This is a genomic window from Microcoleus sp. ARI1-B5 (assembly GCF_036705795.1).
GTDB lineage: Bacteria > Cyanobacteriota > Cyanobacteriia > Cyanobacteriales > Microcoleaceae > Microcoleus.
This window is the reverse complement of sequence record NZ_JAUBVK010000013.1, coordinates 187,853-205,018: the sequence shown is the minus strand read 5'-3', so window position 1 is coordinate 205,018 and position 17,166 is coordinate 187,853. Positions and strand designations below refer to the sequence as shown.

16 protein-coding genes are annotated in these 17,166 nt (G+C 45.6%); 13 read left to right on the top strand and 3 right to left on the bottom strand.

The window, feature by feature from the left end; translation table 11 throughout:
• Window positions 1-304: 304 nt before the first annotated feature.
• The 7 genes from QUB63_RS19905 to QUB63_RS19875 all read left to right on the top strand — a co-directional run bounded on the left by QUB63_RS19905 (window position 305) and on the right by QUB63_RS19875 (window position 6,256).
• Entirely contained in the window at window positions 305-748 is a 444-nt protein-coding gene (locus QUB63_RS19905; RefSeq protein WP_332947004.1) for a retroviral-like aspartic protease family protein, read from the top strand.
• Window positions 749-779: 31 nt separating this feature from the next.
• Window positions 780-1,223 (top strand): retroviral-like aspartic protease family protein, encoded by a 444-nt coding sequence (locus tag QUB63_RS19900; protein ID WP_332947003.1) that lies wholly within the window; start codon window positions 780-782, stop codon window positions 1,221-1,223.
• 325 nt (window positions 1,224-1,548) lie between these two features.
• Window positions 1,549-4,512 carry an excinuclease ABC subunit UvrA gene (gene uvrA, locus QUB63_RS19895; RefSeq protein WP_332947002.1) on the top strand — a complete coding sequence of 988 codons (2,964 nt, stop codon included), beginning with the start codon at window positions 1,549-1,551 and terminating at the stop codon, window positions 4,510-4,512.
• A gap of 196 nt (window positions 4,513-4,708) precedes the next feature.
• Window positions 4,709-5,125: a XisH family protein gene (locus QUB63_RS19890; protein ID WP_190736701.1), complete on the top strand. Its 417-nt coding sequence runs from the start codon at window positions 4,709-4,711 to the stop codon at window positions 5,123-5,125.
• On the top strand, window positions 5,113-5,433 hold the full coding sequence (locus QUB63_RS19885) for a XisI protein (protein ID WP_332947001.1): 321 nt from the start codon (window positions 5,113-5,115) through the stop codon (window positions 5,431-5,433). Before QUB63_RS19890 ends, QUB63_RS19885 begins: the two co-directional genes overlap by 13 nt.
• Entirely contained in the window at window positions 5,414-5,602 is a 189-nt protein-coding gene (locus QUB63_RS19880; RefSeq protein WP_332947000.1) for a hypothetical protein, read from the top strand. Before QUB63_RS19885 ends, QUB63_RS19880 begins: the two co-directional genes overlap by 20 nt.
• A gap of 156 nt (window positions 5,603-5,758) precedes the next feature.
• Window positions 5,759-6,256 carry a hypothetical protein gene (locus QUB63_RS19875; RefSeq protein ID WP_332946999.1) on the top strand — a complete coding sequence of 166 codons (498 nt, stop codon included), beginning with the start codon at window positions 5,759-5,761 and terminating at the stop codon, window positions 6,254-6,256.
• 42 nt (window positions 6,257-6,298) lie between these two features.
• Here the strand turns inward: QUB63_RS19875 and QUB63_RS19870 are convergent, their stop codons facing one another.
• Window positions 6,299-6,793 carry a GAF domain-containing protein gene (locus QUB63_RS19870; RefSeq protein WP_332946998.1) on the bottom strand — a complete coding sequence of 165 codons (495 nt, stop codon included), beginning with the start codon at window positions 6,791-6,793 and terminating at the stop codon, window positions 6,299-6,301.
• A 91-nt stretch (window positions 6,794-6,884) separates the two neighbouring features.
• Between QUB63_RS19870 and QUB63_RS19865 the strand changes: the two genes are divergently transcribed.
• Entirely contained in the window at window positions 6,885-7,757 is an 873-nt protein-coding gene (locus QUB63_RS19865) for an alpha/beta fold hydrolase (protein WP_332946997.1), read from the top strand.
• Between the two features lie 154 nt (window positions 7,758-7,911).
• Here the strand turns inward: QUB63_RS19865 and QUB63_RS19860 are convergent, their stop codons facing one another.
• On the bottom strand, window positions 7,912-8,130 hold the full coding sequence (locus tag QUB63_RS19860; protein WP_332946996.1) for a chlorophyll a/b-binding protein: 219 nt from the start codon (window positions 8,128-8,130) through the stop codon (window positions 7,912-7,914).
• A 198-nt stretch (window positions 8,131-8,328) separates the two neighbouring features.
• Between QUB63_RS19860 and QUB63_RS19855 the strand changes: the two genes are divergently transcribed.
• Together QUB63_RS19855 and QUB63_RS19850 are read left to right on the top strand one after the other, a co-directional pair.
• Window positions 8,329-8,622 (top strand): hypothetical protein, encoded by a 294-nt coding sequence (locus QUB63_RS19855; protein WP_332946995.1) that lies wholly within the window; start codon window positions 8,329-8,331, stop codon window positions 8,620-8,622.
• Between the two features lie 219 nt (window positions 8,623-8,841).
• Window positions 8,842-9,408: a Crp/Fnr family transcriptional regulator gene (locus QUB63_RS19850; RefSeq protein WP_332946994.1), complete on the top strand. Its 567-nt coding sequence runs from the start codon at window positions 8,842-8,844 to the stop codon at window positions 9,406-9,408.
• Window positions 9,409-9,500: 92 nt separating this feature from the next.
• Here the strand turns inward: QUB63_RS19850 and QUB63_RS19845 are convergent, their stop codons facing one another.
• Entirely contained in the window at window positions 9,501-11,414 is a 1,914-nt protein-coding gene (locus tag QUB63_RS19845; protein WP_332946993.1) for a hypothetical protein, read from the bottom strand.
• Window positions 11,415-12,191: 777 nt separating this feature from the next.
• On the opposite strand from QUB63_RS19845, the gene QUB63_RS19840 reads away from it, so the two are divergent.
• The 3 genes from QUB63_RS19840 to QUB63_RS19830 all read left to right on the top strand — a co-directional run bounded on the left by QUB63_RS19840 (window position 12,192) and on the right by QUB63_RS19830 (window position 17,136).
• Entirely contained in the window at window positions 12,192-13,532 is a 1,341-nt protein-coding gene (locus QUB63_RS19840) for a vanadium-dependent haloperoxidase (RefSeq protein WP_332946992.1), read from the top strand.
• Window positions 13,533-14,036: 504 nt separating this feature from the next.
• Entirely contained in the window at window positions 14,037-15,263 is a 1,227-nt protein-coding gene (locus QUB63_RS19835; RefSeq protein WP_332946991.1) for an acyltransferase family protein, read from the top strand.
• Window positions 15,264-15,693: 430 nt separating this feature from the next.
• The gene (locus QUB63_RS19830) at window positions 15,694-17,136 is read left to right on the top strand and encodes a hypothetical protein (RefSeq protein WP_332946990.1); all 1,443 of its coding nucleotides are present in this window, start codon (window positions 15,694-15,696) and stop codon (window positions 17,134-17,136) included.
• The last annotated feature ends 30 nt before the right edge of the window (window positions 17,137-17,166 follow it).

Sequence of the window (17,166 nt, the reverse complement as noted above, 5' to 3'; positions counted from 1 at the left end):
GACCCCATCTTTTTTTACCATAAATCGGTCTAACCTGCTTCAGCTAGGGGTTTTGACGGGGTTGTCACCCCGTCAGGGCTGCGAGCCAATATTTGGCTAAAAAACCCGGTTTCTCGGCAAGTCTTGTGTTTTTGCAATGACTTACTTATACCAGTAAAGATATAGGCTGGCTGTGCGGGAAGATCGCATTCCTAAAAAATGCTTTCACAGAATCGGGATAATCCCGAGTTTTTTTTATTTTAGCTCTGGTTTAAATTCAGCCGTATATGCTAAAATTAAGAAAGCAATTTTTCAAACTAAAATTATGCAGTCAACTACCGAAAGCCTCATGGGAAAAGTTACCACAACTCTAGTAATTACGAATCGGTTGGATGAAGGGAAAGCAGAAGATGGTTTGATTCCTATTGAGCAAGTCAGGTCTGTCACTCTAGAAAATGTTTTGGTGGATACGGGCGCGACAACTTTGTGTTTGCCGAAAGATGCCATTGCAAGACTGGGTTTGAAAATTCTCAAGCAAGTGGTTGTGGAAACAGCCACTGGCATTAGTGAGGCTCGGATTTTTAGAGATGCCTCGATTTCTCTGTGCGGGCGCGAAGGCACGTTTGAGTGTCTGGAATTGCCGGAGGGGAAAACTCCGCTTTTAGGCGTGATTCCGATGGAAGCGCTGGGAATTGAAGTGGATTTGAAAAATCAAAGTTTGAAGGTTTTGCCCGACGGGCCGACGGAAACTTATTTGACGATTCTTTAACTTTAACATGAATTGAGGGGAAGTAAACATTATGCAGTCAACTACCGAAAGCCTCATGGGAAAAGTTACCACAACCCTAGCGATTCAAAATCTGATCGATCAAGCTGATGCCGAACGAGGCATGATTCCAGTAGAGCAAATCAGGTCTGTCATTCTAGAAAATGTTTTAGTGGATACGGGCGCGACAACTTTATGTTTGCCGAAAGATGTCATTGCTAGACTTGGTTTGAGAATCCTCAAGCAAGTGGTTGTGGAAACAGCCACTGGTATTAGCGAGGCAAGGATTTTTCAAGATGCTAAAATTTCTCTGTGCGGGCGCGAAGGCACGTTTGAGTGTCTGGAATTGCCGGAGGGGAAAACGCCACTTTTGGGCGTGATTCCTATGGAAGCGCTGGGAATTGAAGTGGATTTGAAAAATCAAAGTTTGAAGGTTTTGCCCGACGGGCCGACGGAAACTTATTTGACGATTCTTTGATGTTAATTTCAATGGAGGGGAAGTAAACATTATGCAGTCTACTGTGCAAACAGCAGCGGGCATTAAAACCGAACCCTCAACTGTCAACTGTCAACTGTCAACTGTTTAAGATTCTTTGATGTTAATTTCAATGGAGGGGAAGTAAACATTATGCAGTCTACTGTGCAAACAGCAGCGGGCATTAAAACTGAACCCTCAACTGTCAACTGTCAACTGTCAACTGTCAACTGTCAACTGTTTAAGATTCTTTGATATTCTTGAGTTTGGATGCTACCTATTCCAAAGGCAGCGCTAAGATGGTTAAGCACTGTTTTGCACTACTCTCATGTCCCAACGCGCCGAAACCTCACACAGCCTGCCAAGTGCATCCCACAACGGACATCATGTGACGACTTCTAACTCCAACAGCCAAAATACGATTCGGATTCGCGGTGCGAGACAGCACAACCTTAAGAATATCGATTTGGAACTGCCGCGCGATCGACTGATCGTGTTTACTGGTGTCTCCGGTTCCGGTAAGTCTTCCCTGGCTTTCGATACAATTTTTGCCGAGGGACAGCGCCGCTACGTTGAGTCTCTCAGCGCCTACGCCCGCCAGTTTTTGGGACAGTTGGACAAGCCGGATGTGGACGCAATCGAGGGGTTGAGTCCGGCTATTTCGATCGACCAAAAGTCAACTTCTCACAACCCGCGATCGACTGTCGGCACTGTTACAGAAATTTACGATTATCTCAGATTGCTCTACGGCAGAGCTGGCGAACCGCACTGTCCGATTTGCGATCGCTGCATTGCACCGCAGACAATTGATGAAATGTGCGATCGAGTCATGGCGCTTCCCGACGGCACTCGCTTTCACCTTCTGGCGCCAGTTGTGCGCGGAAAAAAAGGCACTCACCGCAAATTATTGTCGAGTTTAGCTTCCGAAGGATTTATTCGCGTCAAAGTTAACGGAGAAATTTTAGAACTTTCGGAAAATATCGAATTAGATAAAAATCATACCCACAATATCGAGATAGTTGTCGATCGGTTAATTAAAAAACCCGGTTTAGAAGAACGTTTAGTGGATTCTCTGGCAACTTGCTTGCGCCATTCTGAGGGAATTGCGGTAATTGAAGAGTTACCGGCTGACGAAAATTCCGAACCAAATCCGCCGATCGTATTTTCCGAAAACTTTGCTTGTCCCGAACACGGCGCGGTAATGGAAGAACTTTCGCCCCGGTTGTTTTCGTTTAATTCGCCCTACGGCGCGTGCCCGAACTGCCACGGTTTGGGGAGTTTGCGGACTTTTGCGCCGGAGTTGGTGATTCCTGACGAGAAAGCGCCTCTTTATTGTGCGATCGCCCCTTGGTCAGACAAAGACAATTCTTATTATCTCTCTTTGCTGTGCAGCGTGGCTGATGCTTGCGGATTTGCGATCGACACTCCTTGGTTCCGCTTGAGGCCAGAACACCAGCGGGTGATTTTGTACGGCAATCAGTCCAAGGGCACCGCAGAAGGTAAGAAGCGAGACAGCAGCGCCACCGATTTGAGGAGAGATTTTAACGGCGTGATTTCCATGTTGCAGCGCCAGTACGACGATACTGGTTCAGATTTAATTAAGCAGAAGTTGGAACAGTATCGGGTCGATCGCTCTTGCGATGTTTGTCGCGGAAAAAGGTTGAAACCCGAAGCGCTTTCGGTGCGGTTGGGACAGTACGGAATTGTGGATTTGACGGGGATTTCGATTCGGGAATGTCGCGAACGAGTAAATAATTTGGGATTGAGCGATCGGCAATTCCAAATATCCGATTTAGCCCTGAGAGAAATCAAAGCAAGACTGCAATTTTTGCTCGATGTCGGATTAGATTACCTGACTTTAGACCGTGCAGCCATGACGCTTTCCGGCGGAGAAGCCCAGCGAATTCGCCTCGCCACTCAAATCGGTTCTGGTTTGACTGGCGTCCTCTACGTTTTGGACGAACCGAGCATCGGACTGCACCAAAGAGACAATTTTCGCCTGCTGCAAACCTTAACAAAATTGCGCGATTTAGGCAATACTTTGATTGTCGTAGAACACGATGAAGAAACAATGCGCGCCGCCGACCACATTGTCGATATCGGGCCCGGCGCCGGCGTTCACGGCGGCAAAATTATCTCGCAAGGAAGTTTAGAAGACTTGCTGGCGGCCGAGGAATCTTTGACCGGGGCTTATTTGTCGGGAAAGCGAGTAATTGAAACTCCTAATGAAAGGAGAAAAGGCAACGGCAAAGCTCTCTCGCTCAAAAATGCGACGCGCAACAATTTAAAAAATATAGATGTGGAAATTCCGCTCGGAAAACTTGTCTGCGTGACAGGCGTTTCCGGTTCGGGAAAATCTACTTTAATCAATGAATTGCTGTACCCGTCGCTGCAACACTATCTCACCAAAAAAGTTCCTTTACCGACTGATATGGACGCCCTCAAAACCAAGGGCGAACGCTCTCTTGAGGATGTCGTTGATAAGGTAATTGTCATCGATCAATCTCCCATCGGCCGCACTCCGCGTTCTAATCCCGCTACTTACACGGGAGTCTTTGATGTGATTCGCGATTTGTTTTCCGAAAGCATTGAAGCGAAGGCAAGGGGTTACAAAGCGGGGCAGTTTTCTTTTAACGTGAAAGGGGGAAGGTGCGAAGCTTGCGGCGGTCAAGGCGTCAACGTGATTTCGATGAATTTTCTGCCGGATGTTTACGTGCAGTGCGAGGTTTGTAAGGGTGCGCGCTACAACCGGGAAACGCTGCAAGTGAAGTATAAAGGTAAGTCAATTTCTGATGTTTTAAACATGACTGTGGAGGAGGCTTGGGAGATGTTTAAAAATATTCCTAGGGCGGGCGCGAGACTGCAAACTTTGGTTGATGTTGGTTTGGGTTACATTCAGTTGGGACAGCCGGCGCCGACGCTTTCTGGGGGCGAAGCGCAGCGGGTGAAGCTGGCAACGGAACTGTCGCGCCGCGCTACTGGGAAGACGCTTTATTTGATTGATGAACCGACGACTGGTTTGTCGTTTTATGATGTTCACCACTTGCTAAATGTGCTGCAAAGATTGGTGGATAAGGGGAATTCAATTTTGGTCATCGAACACAATTTGGATGTGATTAGGTGCTGCGATTGGGCGATCGATTTGGGCCCGGAAGGGGGAGATAAGGGAGGCGAGATTATTGTGGCGGGGACGCCGGAGGATGTGGTGGCCAATCCGAGGTCTTATACTGGGAAGTATTTGCAAACTGTTTTGCAGCAGCATCCATTAGGGAGTGCTGTAGCCGTTAGTTAATACTAACAGGAATTACGCAATTGGGGTGCGTCAGGTGAGCTTTGAGAACGATTATTGAGAGTTTAAATATCTGACGCACCTTACAACTGAAATTCGTACTACTCCAATGGCGATAGGTTACAGTTATTGGTGCGTAAGATTATGGTATAATATGTACTAATAGTGTCCGATGTAAATCCATGGGTAAAATCTACAAATGGCAAAGGATCTCTTCCACAACACGGTCAAAATCGCCCTACAAAAAGATGGCTGGAAGATTACCCACGATCCCTACCAGTTACGTTATGGTGTTGCTGATGTCTACATCGATCTTGCAGCCGAAGAAGCGATCGCCGCTGAAAAAGAAGGACGTAAAATAGCTGTAGAAGTCAAAAGTTTCGCAGGTGGCTCCACCATTTCTGAATTCCACACCGCCCTCGGTCAATTCCTCAACTATCGCATTGCGATCGAAGTCTCTAGCGAACCAGAACGTATACTGTATCTGGCAGTGCCCACTGATACCTACCAAATGTTTCTCAGATTTGAACCCGCAAAAACTGTCATCGAACGTTATGAAATCCGACTAATTATTTACAATCCAACTCGTGAGGCGATCGACCAATGGATAGACTAAACGAATACCGCAAAATTGTTTGTGACTTTCTCGAAGACTTTTGTAAAAATGACGCAAATGCTCAGTTAATCTTTGATATCGCCCGCGATAGATATCTAGTGATGCACAACGAATGGCGCGACGAATATCGGATCTATGGGTGTGCGATGCAGCTCGATATCATCGAAAATAAAATCTGGATTCAACACAACAGTACCGAAATCTACATCGATCGAGAACTGATTCAACGTGGCGTGTCTCCTCAAAATATCATTCTTGGGTTTCGCTCCCCCAGCATCCGAAAACTCCTTGCCACCAACTATTCCTAGAGACAAAGGTTTGGAACAGTTAGATGGATATCTGGCTAGATTGGGACCAGATTCCGGTTGGTTGGTCATTTTCGATCGCCGCGAGAATGCACTGGAATTGGAAGAACGGTTGAAAACTGAGATTCATATTACTCCAATGGGGCGATCGGTTACTGTTATTCCAGCTTGAAGTTCTGTATAACATAGGACTTACGCAGCCACAACCTAATTATGTCATTCTGACCGCAGGGAAGAATCTCAAGCCCTTGTATATTCATTATCCGTGTATTAGTAGTGTAAGAGTTAGCAAAACATTAGTATTTATTTAATTATAATCTTAAATATTATGGATTATTGTTATATAGAGTTCGCATCAAAAGATACAAATTCTCTCTCCCGCGCGATTGAACTCTTCACAATGATTAAGGTTGCAAAAGAGACCGATGAGACAACCAACGATCGGCCATTGATAAACTATTTGACCGACGCAGAACGTTCATATTTTTGGAATCCCTCCCCTGAAGAAGAACAAGAGTGGAGCGACGAATGGTTTTCCACGCCGATCGAAATTCGCCTCTCTTCTAGAATGCTGACCCCACCGTGGGATTTAGAATCTATGCTCGATGGGTTTTGGATGGGAGATTACGAGCTGATTGACATTCAAGAACAAAAAGGAAAATACTACTTAAGGTTCGCTCCGCATGGCTATCCATACGGTGGTACAGGTTGCATGGTCGCTTTACTTGAGTGCTTTGGTCATAGAGTTGTGGGCATAAATGATGGCGCTGGGTACGAGAAATACACGCCGAAAACTGAGTTTTGGAAGCCGAAGCAGAAGGGATAGAATGCACCTCAACTTTCACAAAACAGAATCTGGGATTAAATACTAACTATCTTGAATTGTGGGAGACATTGCCATATTTTGTGCTTGTTTCTGCATGAATTCAATGTCCGATCGCAACCAAGTGCGGGCCCGACTGCACTGATGAGCAACTAACAGCCCCCACAGCCCTTTTTTCGTTAAAATTGGCACGACTAAATTGGCGCGAACCTTCATGCTGCGCAGAAACTCTCGGTGGCATTGGTGAATTGGTTCTGTTTCAATATCTGCAATTGCTCTGACTCTGCCGTCTTGGTACAAAGCAGCGTATTCGCCGTTAAAACACTCGTCTGGCCCCGTCGAACCCAAGATTGAGAGTTCGATCGCACTTAACATCTCGCAGGTAACTTGACCTTGCCACTGCCTGTAAAAATAATACAGCACCGCGCGATCGCTCTGCAACACTTCTCGAATGTCGTACAGGGATTTTTCTATTAATACGTCGCGCTTGAGAGTATCTGTCAAGCGGTTAACAATGTGTTGCAGGCGATCGCCAGACATGGTATTAACTCCTTAAGTATCTGCCTAAAGTTTACCTCTATTAAAGGTAGCAACTGCTAGGATAACTTTACAGCTAGAGGAAACATCAAATATGTCTGTAGTAGAATCTGCTTGGAAACACGAATTTATCGCTACAAACGGTATCAAACTGCACTGTGTCACTCAAGGCTCGGGGCCGCTGATGCTGATGCTGCACGGATTTCCTGAATTTTGGTATTCTTGGCGCCATCAAATCCCGGAATTTGCATCAGATTATAAAGTGGTGGCTGTGGATCTCAGGGGTTACAACGACAGCGATAAACCCAAGGATAAATCTGCTTACGTGATGGCAGAGTTTGTCCAAGATGTCAAGGGAATTATTCAGGGTTTGGGATACGAAAGCTGCGTTTTAGTCGGTCACGACTGGGGAGGCGCGATCGCCTGGAATTTTGCCTATGCTTATCCCGAAATGGTGGATAAATTAATTGTGATGAATCTACCGCATCCGGCAAAGTTTGCGGAAGGTTTACGCACTCCCCAACAATTGCTGAAAAGTTGGTACATTTTTTTGTTTCAGTTGCCTTTTTTGCCGGAATTTTTAATTAAGTTGGGTGACTATCGGGCAATTTCTGCTGCTTTGGAAGGCATGGCAGTTGACAAAAGCACCTTTACCCCCTCAGATATCGAAGCTTACAAAGATGCGGCTGCCAAACGGGGCGCTCTGACTGCTACTATCAATTATTACCGCAATATTGCTCGCGGATTTCTCGATCGCCCCCACAGGGATGTGCTGCAAGTTCCGACACTGATGATTTGGGGCGAAAATGATGTTGCTCTCGGCAAAGAGTTAAGTTACGGAACTGAAGATTACGTGCGGGATTTTCAGATTCAATACATTCCCAATTGCAGCCACTGGGTGCAGCAGGAACAGCCGCAGTTAGTGAATCGGTACATGAGAGATTTTTTGGCAAGCAAGGCTGTTTGAGCAAATATGCAGTTTGATTCGCCACAAGCGCCGATAGCCAACCGATTTTAAACAAAAAAAATAGTTTGCAATTAGGACTGAAGTCCTTACTACAAACATTTTTTATTATGAGCTATTCCACGGAGATTATATTAAATCTAGGTAACGGATTCGCCTAGCCCAAAGTGTCTTTGAGCAAGCTGATAAAGCTTTGTTTGGTCAAAATTTCGATCGCCAGCAGGGAAACAAAGCCAATCATTGCAAAGCGTCCGTTAACTTTCTCGGCATACTCGGTAAATCCGGTGTTGACTGTGCTGTCTACATACATCTTAGGCTCGATCGCAAAGTTGTTCAGCAGGCCTTGGTCGTCAATAATCAGGTTGCGTGAAGTCATTTGTTTTTCCTTTGTTGCTTTATGTAAATAAATGTAACAAAGTGTTAAGTTTATTAAAGTGATATAACGCACAAAAATATGTGATGCTCGTCACATACTTTTGTACTAAGCTTAGAATCAAAAATTTAAAATCCCAAATCTAAAATGGTATAACCCTTGCTTCGCGGGCATTGTGCCCGATCGCCAAATTAAATTTAAATGTATGAGAGCGGACAGTGCGGCATTTTGAACTCTTCTCTTCGTGGTTTTGCGGGCGATCGGGCGAGTGCGTTTGAGTATCAATTACAGGGAAGTATTATCAATAACTCTGTGCAAACTCTTGACTCTCAAGAGCGAGTGTCAGCGGTCTCTGCAACCGGGCGGCGGGTGGTTGGAGTGGGGAAGGTCGGTCGTTTTCCCGATCGGGCAACTTACACTCTTTACGACCCCGACACCGACATTGTGAAGTTCCGAAACCTCTGCTACAGCAGGCGCAAAGGGTTTGGGTCATAGTTCCGTCCCCAGTGGCGACTGCGGCAAAAATCCCTAGGGCTGACGCACTCTAAGAGCCTGAGAAACCGGGTTTCTTGTCAGGGGATTAGCATCAAAGCGTAGATTTTTGTCAAGAAACCCGGTTTCTTGGATTTTGGGTCAGTCCCGATCTCAAATTAGTTGACATAAATTATCAATTAACTTAAACTGCATATTGTATTCCAAGTAGCGGTGAATCCCATGACTTTTTCCACCTACACTCCAGCCTTGTACGCTAGTTTCAGACACCAGACTTTCACCTGCCGCCAGTTAGTCCCCGTGCCTTCTAAAGGCTTGCTGCGAATAGAACGGGGAGCTGTCCGAACCGTGACTTGGAGCGATCGGGGGACACCAATGACGCTGGGATATTGGGGAGTTGGAGACGCGATCGGTCAGCCGCTGTCAGGTGTCCAACCTTATCAAATTGAATGCAAAACTCATGTAGAAATTAGCTACATTCCGGAAAATTTGTGCGATCGATCCTTGGATGAAATTTTGTCGCACGTTCAGCAAACTCAAGCATTTTTCTGCATAGTTCGCACCGAATCTCTGCGCGATAGACTGCTGCAACTATTGGTTTGGTTGGGACAAAAATTTGGTCGCGAAGTCGCACAAGGATTGTTAATTGATTTGAGATTGACTCACCAGGAGATTTCCGAAGCTATTGGAATTACGCGGATTACAGTAACGCGGCTGATGGCGAGGCTGGAAGAGGAGGGATTTATCGATCGATCGCGCCCTCAATACATTGTTTTAACTTCGCGTTAGTTTGATTTTCACATAAGAGATATTTTTAATCGCAGATCGGCGCTGATTAACGCAGATGCTTTTTGAGAGCATCTGCGTTAATCTCAACTAATTTAAGTTGTCGGGATTGCCTTCAACAGATAAGCGCGAGTTCCCGTTAAGGTCGCGCCCTTGGCATCTCTGTACGTGTAAGTTCCGTAGGCAGAAATATCGCCGAAGTTATTGATGCCACTAGCGCGAGTCAAAGTCACTTGCTGGCCGCCAAAGCTGGGATTTGTGAGTACCAATTTATTCAAGTCTTGGAGTTTACCGTTGTTCCAGACAAAAGCGCGGTCTTGAGCAGACATATTTTGGGAGTAGCCGACTACTTGACCGAATTGGTTGATGCCGGCGGTTTGGCCGTTTGCACCGCCAAAGCTGCCGAGGTCGATTTTTTGGCCGTTTTGTAACAGGAATGGGGAACTTGTGGCTGTCGCGCCGGTGCCGCTGGCAGTCCAACCGATGATTTGTCCGGCATCGTTGATGTCGCGGAGATTGGCTTGTTCGGCTCCAAATGTGCCGAGGTTGGTCAGTTTGTATTTACCGTCTGGGCCTTTTTCCCACAAAGCCGCAGTGTTGACAGTTTTGTCGTTGAGTCCGTCACTGTCAATTTGTCCGACGATCGTACTTTTATTGTTAATTCCATTTGCGACACCGGTGTCACCGCCTAAATCGGGCAGCGGGTTTATGAAACCCTGGTTTACAGAGAAAGGTCGGGTGCGATTGGCAGCCGTTGCAGTTCCACCGGGCCCGTAAATGTGGCGGCCGGCGATTTCGTTTTTGTTGTTGATGTCGAAGAAATAGCTTTCTACACCGGGCAAGTCGGTGATTTGCAGGCTGTAGTCAGCCCCATCTTTCTTTTGCCACAGCAAGCCGCGGTCTGTGGCTTGACCGGCAATTTCATCGCTTGTACCGGCGATCGCGCCTAAATCGTTGATGGCCGCAGTAAAGCCACCTCCACCCCGCTGAGTAACGGTTTGTCCGGTGAGGAGGCCGCCGCCATTTTTCACGCCGGTGCTAGTCAGCGGCTTGAGTTCCCCGTTTTCCCAAATAAACCCTTGGTTGCGGAACCCCGTGCCCAGCACTTCGGTGGTTTGGGAACGGCCGACTATCTGTCCTCGGTCGTTAATGGCATTAGCTTGGGTGGCATTGCCTGTGGGTGCGATCGCACCCAAATCAACAACTTGGTAGCGGTAGAGGGGTATATCGGCCGAAATTATTGCTTTCTCGACTCCTGCAGCTACATTTGTGACCATTGCCAATAGGTCATCTTCGGCTTTGACGAGGGTGTTGCCCCCTTCGATGACAAGGGAGATGGGTTTACCTACGAGGCTGCCACCTAAGCGCAGTTTATCGGCGATCGGATTAAATCCAGATATGGTAACAGAACCTTCGCCTGCTTCGAGAACGATTTGATCGCTGCCATTGCCGACAGAAACTGCATCATTGCCAGTTCCTGGTTTAATCACGTTATTGCCGTCGCCTGCATTGATGTTGTCGTCGCCTTGACCGGTGTAAATTTGGTCGTTGCCGTCGCCTGCGGTGACGAAATCGTTGCCGCTTCCTGTGACGACGCGGTTGTTGCCTTTGCCGGAGAAGACGCGATTGTTGCCTTCTCCACCGTTGATGATGTCGTCGCCTGCTGTGGCGTAGATGGTATCGTCGCCGGGGCTGCCGGTGATGATTTTATTGCCGTCGCTAGCAAAGATGGTGGTTGCTGTCGATCCGGCATCAATAATGTCTTTACCTTGGCCTGCAAAAATAGTACCGCTGGCGTCGCCAGTGATGAGGCTGTCATCATTTTGGAAATTAATTTGTGAAGCGGTTCTTTCTGCATTGAGACTGCTTGGTGAGCCGATCGACTTTGACAACAGGCTTTCTGCAGCTGATAAACCGCTGGATATTCCCAAATCTGCGACTGCCGTGTTGGGAAATAGGGGAGATGTTGTTGTATTTGCGGATGTATTGAGCACGTTATCGGGAACCATTGAGAACTCCTTTGATATTTACGGTTGAACGGTATTTAAGCGTGTAGAACTGCACCCAAAAGTCAGAGTTGTGGGGAACAATATTGATGCTATAATCTCGAAAAAACCTTACGAGAGTTGAGTTGATTTGTTAAAAAATCAACAATAATTTACCTGGAATCCAGGGCCAACGCATCTAATGAAAGAAGTTTCCCCGCATAGCGTTTTTAGCTTTCACAAGCGCTATCTGCGGGTCAGTCGATTTTAGATTTTAGATTTTAGATTTTAGATTTACTCTCGCATTGAATTAGGGAGCAGGAACTAGCGTCTAAAATTTTTGGATCTCCACGACAGGAGTCGGAAAGCAAGTATCCGTTTTTGGGCGGGTCAAGCAATGTCAACAGGATGCAGCAATCTCGATCGATAGATCGATCGAGATCCGCCCTTTCTCTGACAGGCTCGGATTATTTTCTCAGTCAAAAGACTAGGAGAATCATGTATCTGCAATTACTTTGAAGCGTTTGGCTCCAATTAATCTAGACGAAGTAGATTGTAAAGCCTATTGCTAATTAAAGTCAACTAGCTTGTCTGAAATAATAATTTTTTTTACATCCAAAATCTTTGTAACTACCTATATACAAAGGTTTCACGGCTGAAATCAGTTATCGACCGTTCTCGTTAATAAGAATGTTATCAATAAATTTTCTTAAGAATTGTTTAAGAAAACTAGCCGATTAACTGGTTGGGCTTAAAATCCTTGTCGCAACTATCTCTTGAGTATTATTTTCAATAAATGCCATGAATTCAAAACCGCGCAAGTCCCTGAATTCGACTTTAGTTCTCGTTTGTCTGGCAGTTAGTTCGATCGCCGGTACAGCCACTATTAGTTCTAACTTGCAAGAAACTGCGCTCCTATCGCTCCTGCAACCGGAAAGCGCGATCGGCCAAACCCCGACTCGCACCCAAGAATCTCCAGATGCGATCGTCCGCTGGAACGCTCTCACATTAGATATCATCAAAGCCGAAAAAACATCGCCGCCAATGGCAGCCCGCAACTTAGCGATGGTTCACGCTGCCGTTTACGATGCCGCGAACGCTGTTTCCAAAACTCGCAAACTATACAAAGTGCAAGTGCAACCTCCCGCCGGCGCATCAGCCGAAGCAGCAGCAGTAGCAGCAGCACACCGCGTATTAGCAAATTTGTACCCGAAACAAACAGAAACTTTAGATGCAGCAAAAACAGCATCTTTGGCCGCAATAGCTGAAGGGAAATCAAAAACCGACGGCGTGCAATTGGGAGAATTTGTAGCAGGCAAAATCTTAGAATGGCGCAAAGATGACGGCGCAAATGCCGAGGTGACATATACTCCTACTAATCAACCCGGTTATTGGCAACCTATACCGCCCGATTTGAAACCAGCTTCCATGCCGCACTGGAAAAATGTCAAACCTTTTGCAATGACAAAAGGTTCGCAGTTTCAGATTGCAAATATGCCAAGTTTGACAAGCGAAGAATACACAGCAGAGTTTAACAAACTTAAAGAACTAGGAGCCAAAGATAGTAAAGTTCGCACAGCAGATCAAAGTGCGATCGCCAAATTTTGGTTGAACAATCCAGGTACTGTCACTCCTCCCGGACATTGGAACCAAATTGCTGCGGATATTGCCGTTCGCCGCGGCAATACCTTCGAGCAAAACGTGCGTTTATTTGCAGTGTTGAATATCGCCCTCGCGGATGCCAGCATCATCGACGGCGACCAAAAATACACCTTCAATCGGTGGCGGCCGCTTACAGGAATTCAGCAAGCAGATAAAGACGGCAATCCCCAGACAGCAGCCGATGCAAATTGGACGGCGTTACTGAATACTCCATCTTCCCCAGCTTATGTTTCTGGACACAGTACCTTTGGCGGTGCAGCGGATGCAGTTTTGACTGCTTTTTTCGGCGATAATGTTAGTTTTACCGCCGTCGCAGATGCTTCGGTAAATTTGCAGCCTCGGGCTTTTAAAAGTATTGCTGAAGCTGCGGAGGAAGCCGGGATGAGTCGCGTTTACGGCGGTGCTCATTGGCCGTCGGACAATCGAGATGGGTTGAAGGCGGGCAGGAATTTGGGCAAGTATGTTGTGGAGAAGTTTTAGTTACAGGAATTACGCAAATTTTCTCAATGTATTTGACTGTTGACTCAGGACTAATAAAATAGACATCTCCAATAACTCTTGTGGGAAGTAGGGGTTAGGCATCCTGCAGGCCCAAGACTGGGTTTTATGGAGATGTCTATTTTTAAATTGGAGCACCCATCCCTTGCGATGGGTGCAGCAGGCGGAAAGTACGCGCGGCGAAGCTATCGTCCGCTGGAATCGCCCAAAGCCCTATTCGCGAGTCTCAAGATGCGATCGTCCGCTGGAACGCTCTGACATTAGATATCATCCCTGTATAAAAAAACCTCGCGTGCCAATGGCAGCAAGCAATTTAGCGATGGTTCGCGCTGCGGTTTACAGCGCGGCAAATGCGATCGGCTTGGCACTTATGAGATAGACTAGAAGTTGTGCCAAATCCTAAGAGCGATCGAGTAAGTCCTAGGCTTGACATTGTAACCGTCCTGGCTGTTGATATAAATTTGAGTAAAACGGATATTTTTATTTATGAAGTCTAATCGATTTCAAGAATTAGATATGATGAGAGGCTTTGCTGCCTGCTGGGTACTGGGGGTTCATTTTTGGTACTTCAATTTCATCCCTCCATTTTTTGGATACAGTAACTTTTTTGAGTATGCAAAAGTAGTGGGCCCAGCCTCGACTATCGCCAAGTTTTTACCCCTGCCATTTAATAGTCTGGGGAATATAGTTTTGGATTTGCTGAATATATTTTTCTTGCTTGGATATCAGGGAGTTCATATTTTTTTCATTCTCAGTGGTTTTGGACTGGCTTATTCAAGAATTTTAAAACCTGATGAAAGCTGGAGCATTTTTATCAGAAAAAAGTTTTTCCGAATCTACCCTACCTACTGGATACTTTTAGCCGTATCTTTGATAATTCCTCGGTTAAGAGCGGATTTATTTTATGGCTATTTTGATTGGCATTCATTGTGGAGAAGTTTGATTATTCTCGATAAAGCAATACCATTTTCTTGGTTTATGTTTCCACTGATTCAATTTTATTTGTGTTTCTTTTTGCTCTTTAAATACTTACAAAAACTTTCGGTTTTTCAGTTTATTTTTACTTCTCTTTTCATTAAAATAACCTATGCTTTTTTAGTTTTAACGTTAGGCTTTAACCGATTTCAGCCAATATTAGGCGACCTCAATTATCCAGGATATTTAGCAATTTCAAGGTCATTTGAGTTTTGTTTGGGAATGGCAATGGCAAAGGTTTATGCAAGTAATCCTACTCTATTAATTAATTTCCTAACTAAGCCCGTTACAATAGCCATAGCAATTGTCTTGGAAGTTTTGGGTATTCTGGGTTCTTTTAAATTTACAAATAACATAAAATTTTTAGGCATAATTTTACCTTTTGGGCTGTCTTTTTATGATGCTTTCATTGGATTTGGCATATTTGTAATTGTATTTAATATATGTAAAAATTTAATAAATCTATCTGGATTAATAACTAAATTTTTGACATGGGTTTCTCGGATTTCCTACGAACTATATTTGACGCAGTTTATTGGGTTAATTGTGATACCAAATTTTTTTACTGTGGTTGTTCGAGGTGAACCGGCACTTTTGACTGCTAGCCGTGCTATTTTACTTTATGTATTAATCATTGAAATTTGTATAGTTAATGCTTGTTTATTGCAACAGCTAACAAACTCGATCGCCAGTCGAGTTAAATTAGCGATGGCTCTCTTTACGTCTGACAGAAAATAACATATAATCCGGCTGCCTGGGAATAGTCCACAGTCAGCCGACTTGAGATTCTAGTCTAGATCGCTCCTGGACGCACTAAGGCCAGAGAAACCGGGTTTTTTACCCTTACTGTGGACTATAGCGAATGATTTTCGTACAAAAACTCGGTTTCTGACTACCCGTGCGTCCAGGACTATAGATTTGAGAATTATTCCCGTCAATCAGCCTGCGAAGGAATCCGGGGGATTTTGAGAAACGATGCGGAGATTTTATGTATTTTAAAAGTTTTACTAAAGTGGCGAAGTCATCGGGGATGAGTCGCGTTATAATTTTTGACATTGCCTACCTCAAAAAAAGCGATCGAGCAAATCAATTTTTTGCAGTCTGTTTTTATCACATCAGACTGATCAGAAGCCCAGAGTTTTATCCTTAGACGTAAGTTATCAACCTAGTGTTATCAAAAACAACAATTAGGAATTTTACCCTCGCCCTTTTAATTGCCATCGGCATAGAGTTGTTCAGCGGAACGACAATTTTTGCTCAAAACGTCGTCGCAATTAAATTCTCCCGCACTGCTGCGGGTGTCAGCACTCGCTACATCGGTGCAGTCGAGGGCAACATCAACTTTGACCTCAAAGATTTGCAAGATTTGGGAATTAATACCTACCGCATTTACGGCGGGATGTCCCGGTGGGAACCCGAAGACGATGACGCTAAATACGGCTGGCCGGAAATCTCCCAAATTAAGGCAAATCCCAATATAATTAATTGGGCGCATTGGGATAAAATTATGACCGATCCGCCCCAGGGCAGCGATTATTGGTGGTCGGGAGCACCTGGCACTGTTTGGCAAGGCAATGCCAGGACTATTTTTAATACTCTCAAACAAGCAAATATTCGCCCGGTTGTCAGCATTCGCAATGTTGATAGTAGCTGGAATCCGTCCTGGGCGCTGCAACTGAATCCGCCGCGCGCTAAAGAAGATTGGAACGAGTGGTGGGAACACGTTTTTGCTACTGTTTATTGGTTGAACGTGCGCAACGATTACCGCGTTGATGATTGGGAAATTCACAACGAACCGGATAACCGGGAACAGGGTTGGGGCGGGACTAGGGCTGACTATTTTGAGTTGGTGAAGGTGGCTAAAGATGCGATCGACTTTGTTTACAAAACTTATTTGCCTGCGCGCGCTTACCGCATCCACGGCCCGAAAACCGTAGGCGGCAGCAATTGGCCGGCTGATGCTTTGCGAGAAATACCCAATTATTTCGATACTGTCAACTTCCACAATTACGATGCAGATCTTTCTAACTACACCCGCAAAGTGCGCGGCTGGATGAAGGGTACTGTCCGCGCCAACTCGCAGCTTTGGGTGGGAGAATGGGGAAGTTATCAAATTAGCTATAACGATTTCCCTTTAGCTTTAAGTTTGATTAAAAATTTGATCCGAGCTTCCCAACCGGGGGATAATTATATTTATGGGAGTCACGTATTCTGTTTGTACGACTGGGGAAAGCCGGGACTGGCGGAAGGTTTGCTGGGGGACGGAGGAAAACGGCGCGCCAGCTACTATGCTTTGCGGATGGGAATTCGGGCTTTGCAGGGCGGTAGAGCTAGCTTTTTTCCTATCACTAACAGTTCGGATTTAATGGCAGTTGCAACTCTTGATGCTAGTAAGAATGTTTACTTGCTGGCTGTTAACGACCGAGCCAAATCTTATACTGTTCGTGCCGATATTTCGGCTCTGATCGAAGCTGGTAATGGTACGGTGCGGGAGTTCAGTTTTCGGTCAATGGATGAGGTTGTTGGTAGCTTAAGCCTCAAAGGCGGCAATGCGACTTTTGCGGTGCCGGGGAACAGCGCTATTCTCATCAAGTTCGATCGCCCGAATTGAATGTCAAATCCTCGGAGTTCAGAATTGGGA

Bases quoted from the DNA above. Each gene is read 5' to 3' on its own strand.
- QUB63_RS19900 (WP_332947003.1), top strand. From the start codon at position 780: ATGCAGTCAACTACCGAAAGCCTCATGGGAAAAGTTACCACAACCCTA.
- QUB63_RS19865 (WP_332946997.1), top strand. From the start codon at position 6,885: ATGTCTGTAGTAGAATCTGCTTGGAAACACGAATTTATCGCTACAAAC.
- QUB63_RS19905 (WP_332947004.1), top strand. From the start codon at position 305: ATGCAGTCAACTACCGAAAGCCTCATGGGAAAAGTTACCACAACTCTA.
- QUB63_RS19845 (WP_332946993.1), bottom strand. From the start codon at position 11,414: ATGGTTCCCGATAACGTGCTCAATACATCCGCAAATACAACAACATCT.
- QUB63_RS19855 (WP_332946995.1), top strand. From the start codon at position 8,329: ATGTATGAGAGCGGACAGTGCGGCATTTTGAACTCTTCTCTTCGTGGT.
- QUB63_RS19850 (WP_332946994.1), top strand. From the start codon at position 8,842: ATGACTTTTTCCACCTACACTCCAGCCTTGTACGCTAGTTTCAGACAC.
- QUB63_RS19875 (WP_332946999.1), top strand. From the start codon at position 5,759: ATGGATTATTGTTATATAGAGTTCGCATCAAAAGATACAAATTCTCTC.
- QUB63_RS19860 (WP_332946996.1), bottom strand. From the start codon at position 8,130: ATGACTTCACGCAACCTGATTATTGACGACCAAGGCCTGCTGAACAAC.
- QUB63_RS19840 (WP_332946992.1), top strand. From the start codon at position 12,192: ATGAATTCAAAACCGCGCAAGTCCCTGAATTCGACTTTAGTTCTCGTT.
- QUB63_RS19870 (WP_332946998.1), bottom strand. From the start codon at position 6,793: ATGTCTGGCGATCGCCTGCAACACATTGTTAACCGCTTGACAGATACT.
- uvrA (WP_332947002.1), top strand. From the start codon at position 1,549: ATGTCCCAACGCGCCGAAACCTCACACAGCCTGCCAAGTGCATCCCAC.
- QUB63_RS19835 (WP_332946991.1), top strand. From the start codon at position 14,037: ATGAAGTCTAATCGATTTCAAGAATTAGATATGATGAGAGGCTTTGCT.
- QUB63_RS19885 (WP_332947001.1), top strand. From the start codon at position 5,113: ATGGATAGACTAAACGAATACCGCAAAATTGTTTGTGACTTTCTCGAA.
- QUB63_RS19890 (WP_190736701.1), top strand. From the start codon at position 4,709: ATGGCAAAGGATCTCTTCCACAACACGGTCAAAATCGCCCTACAAAAA.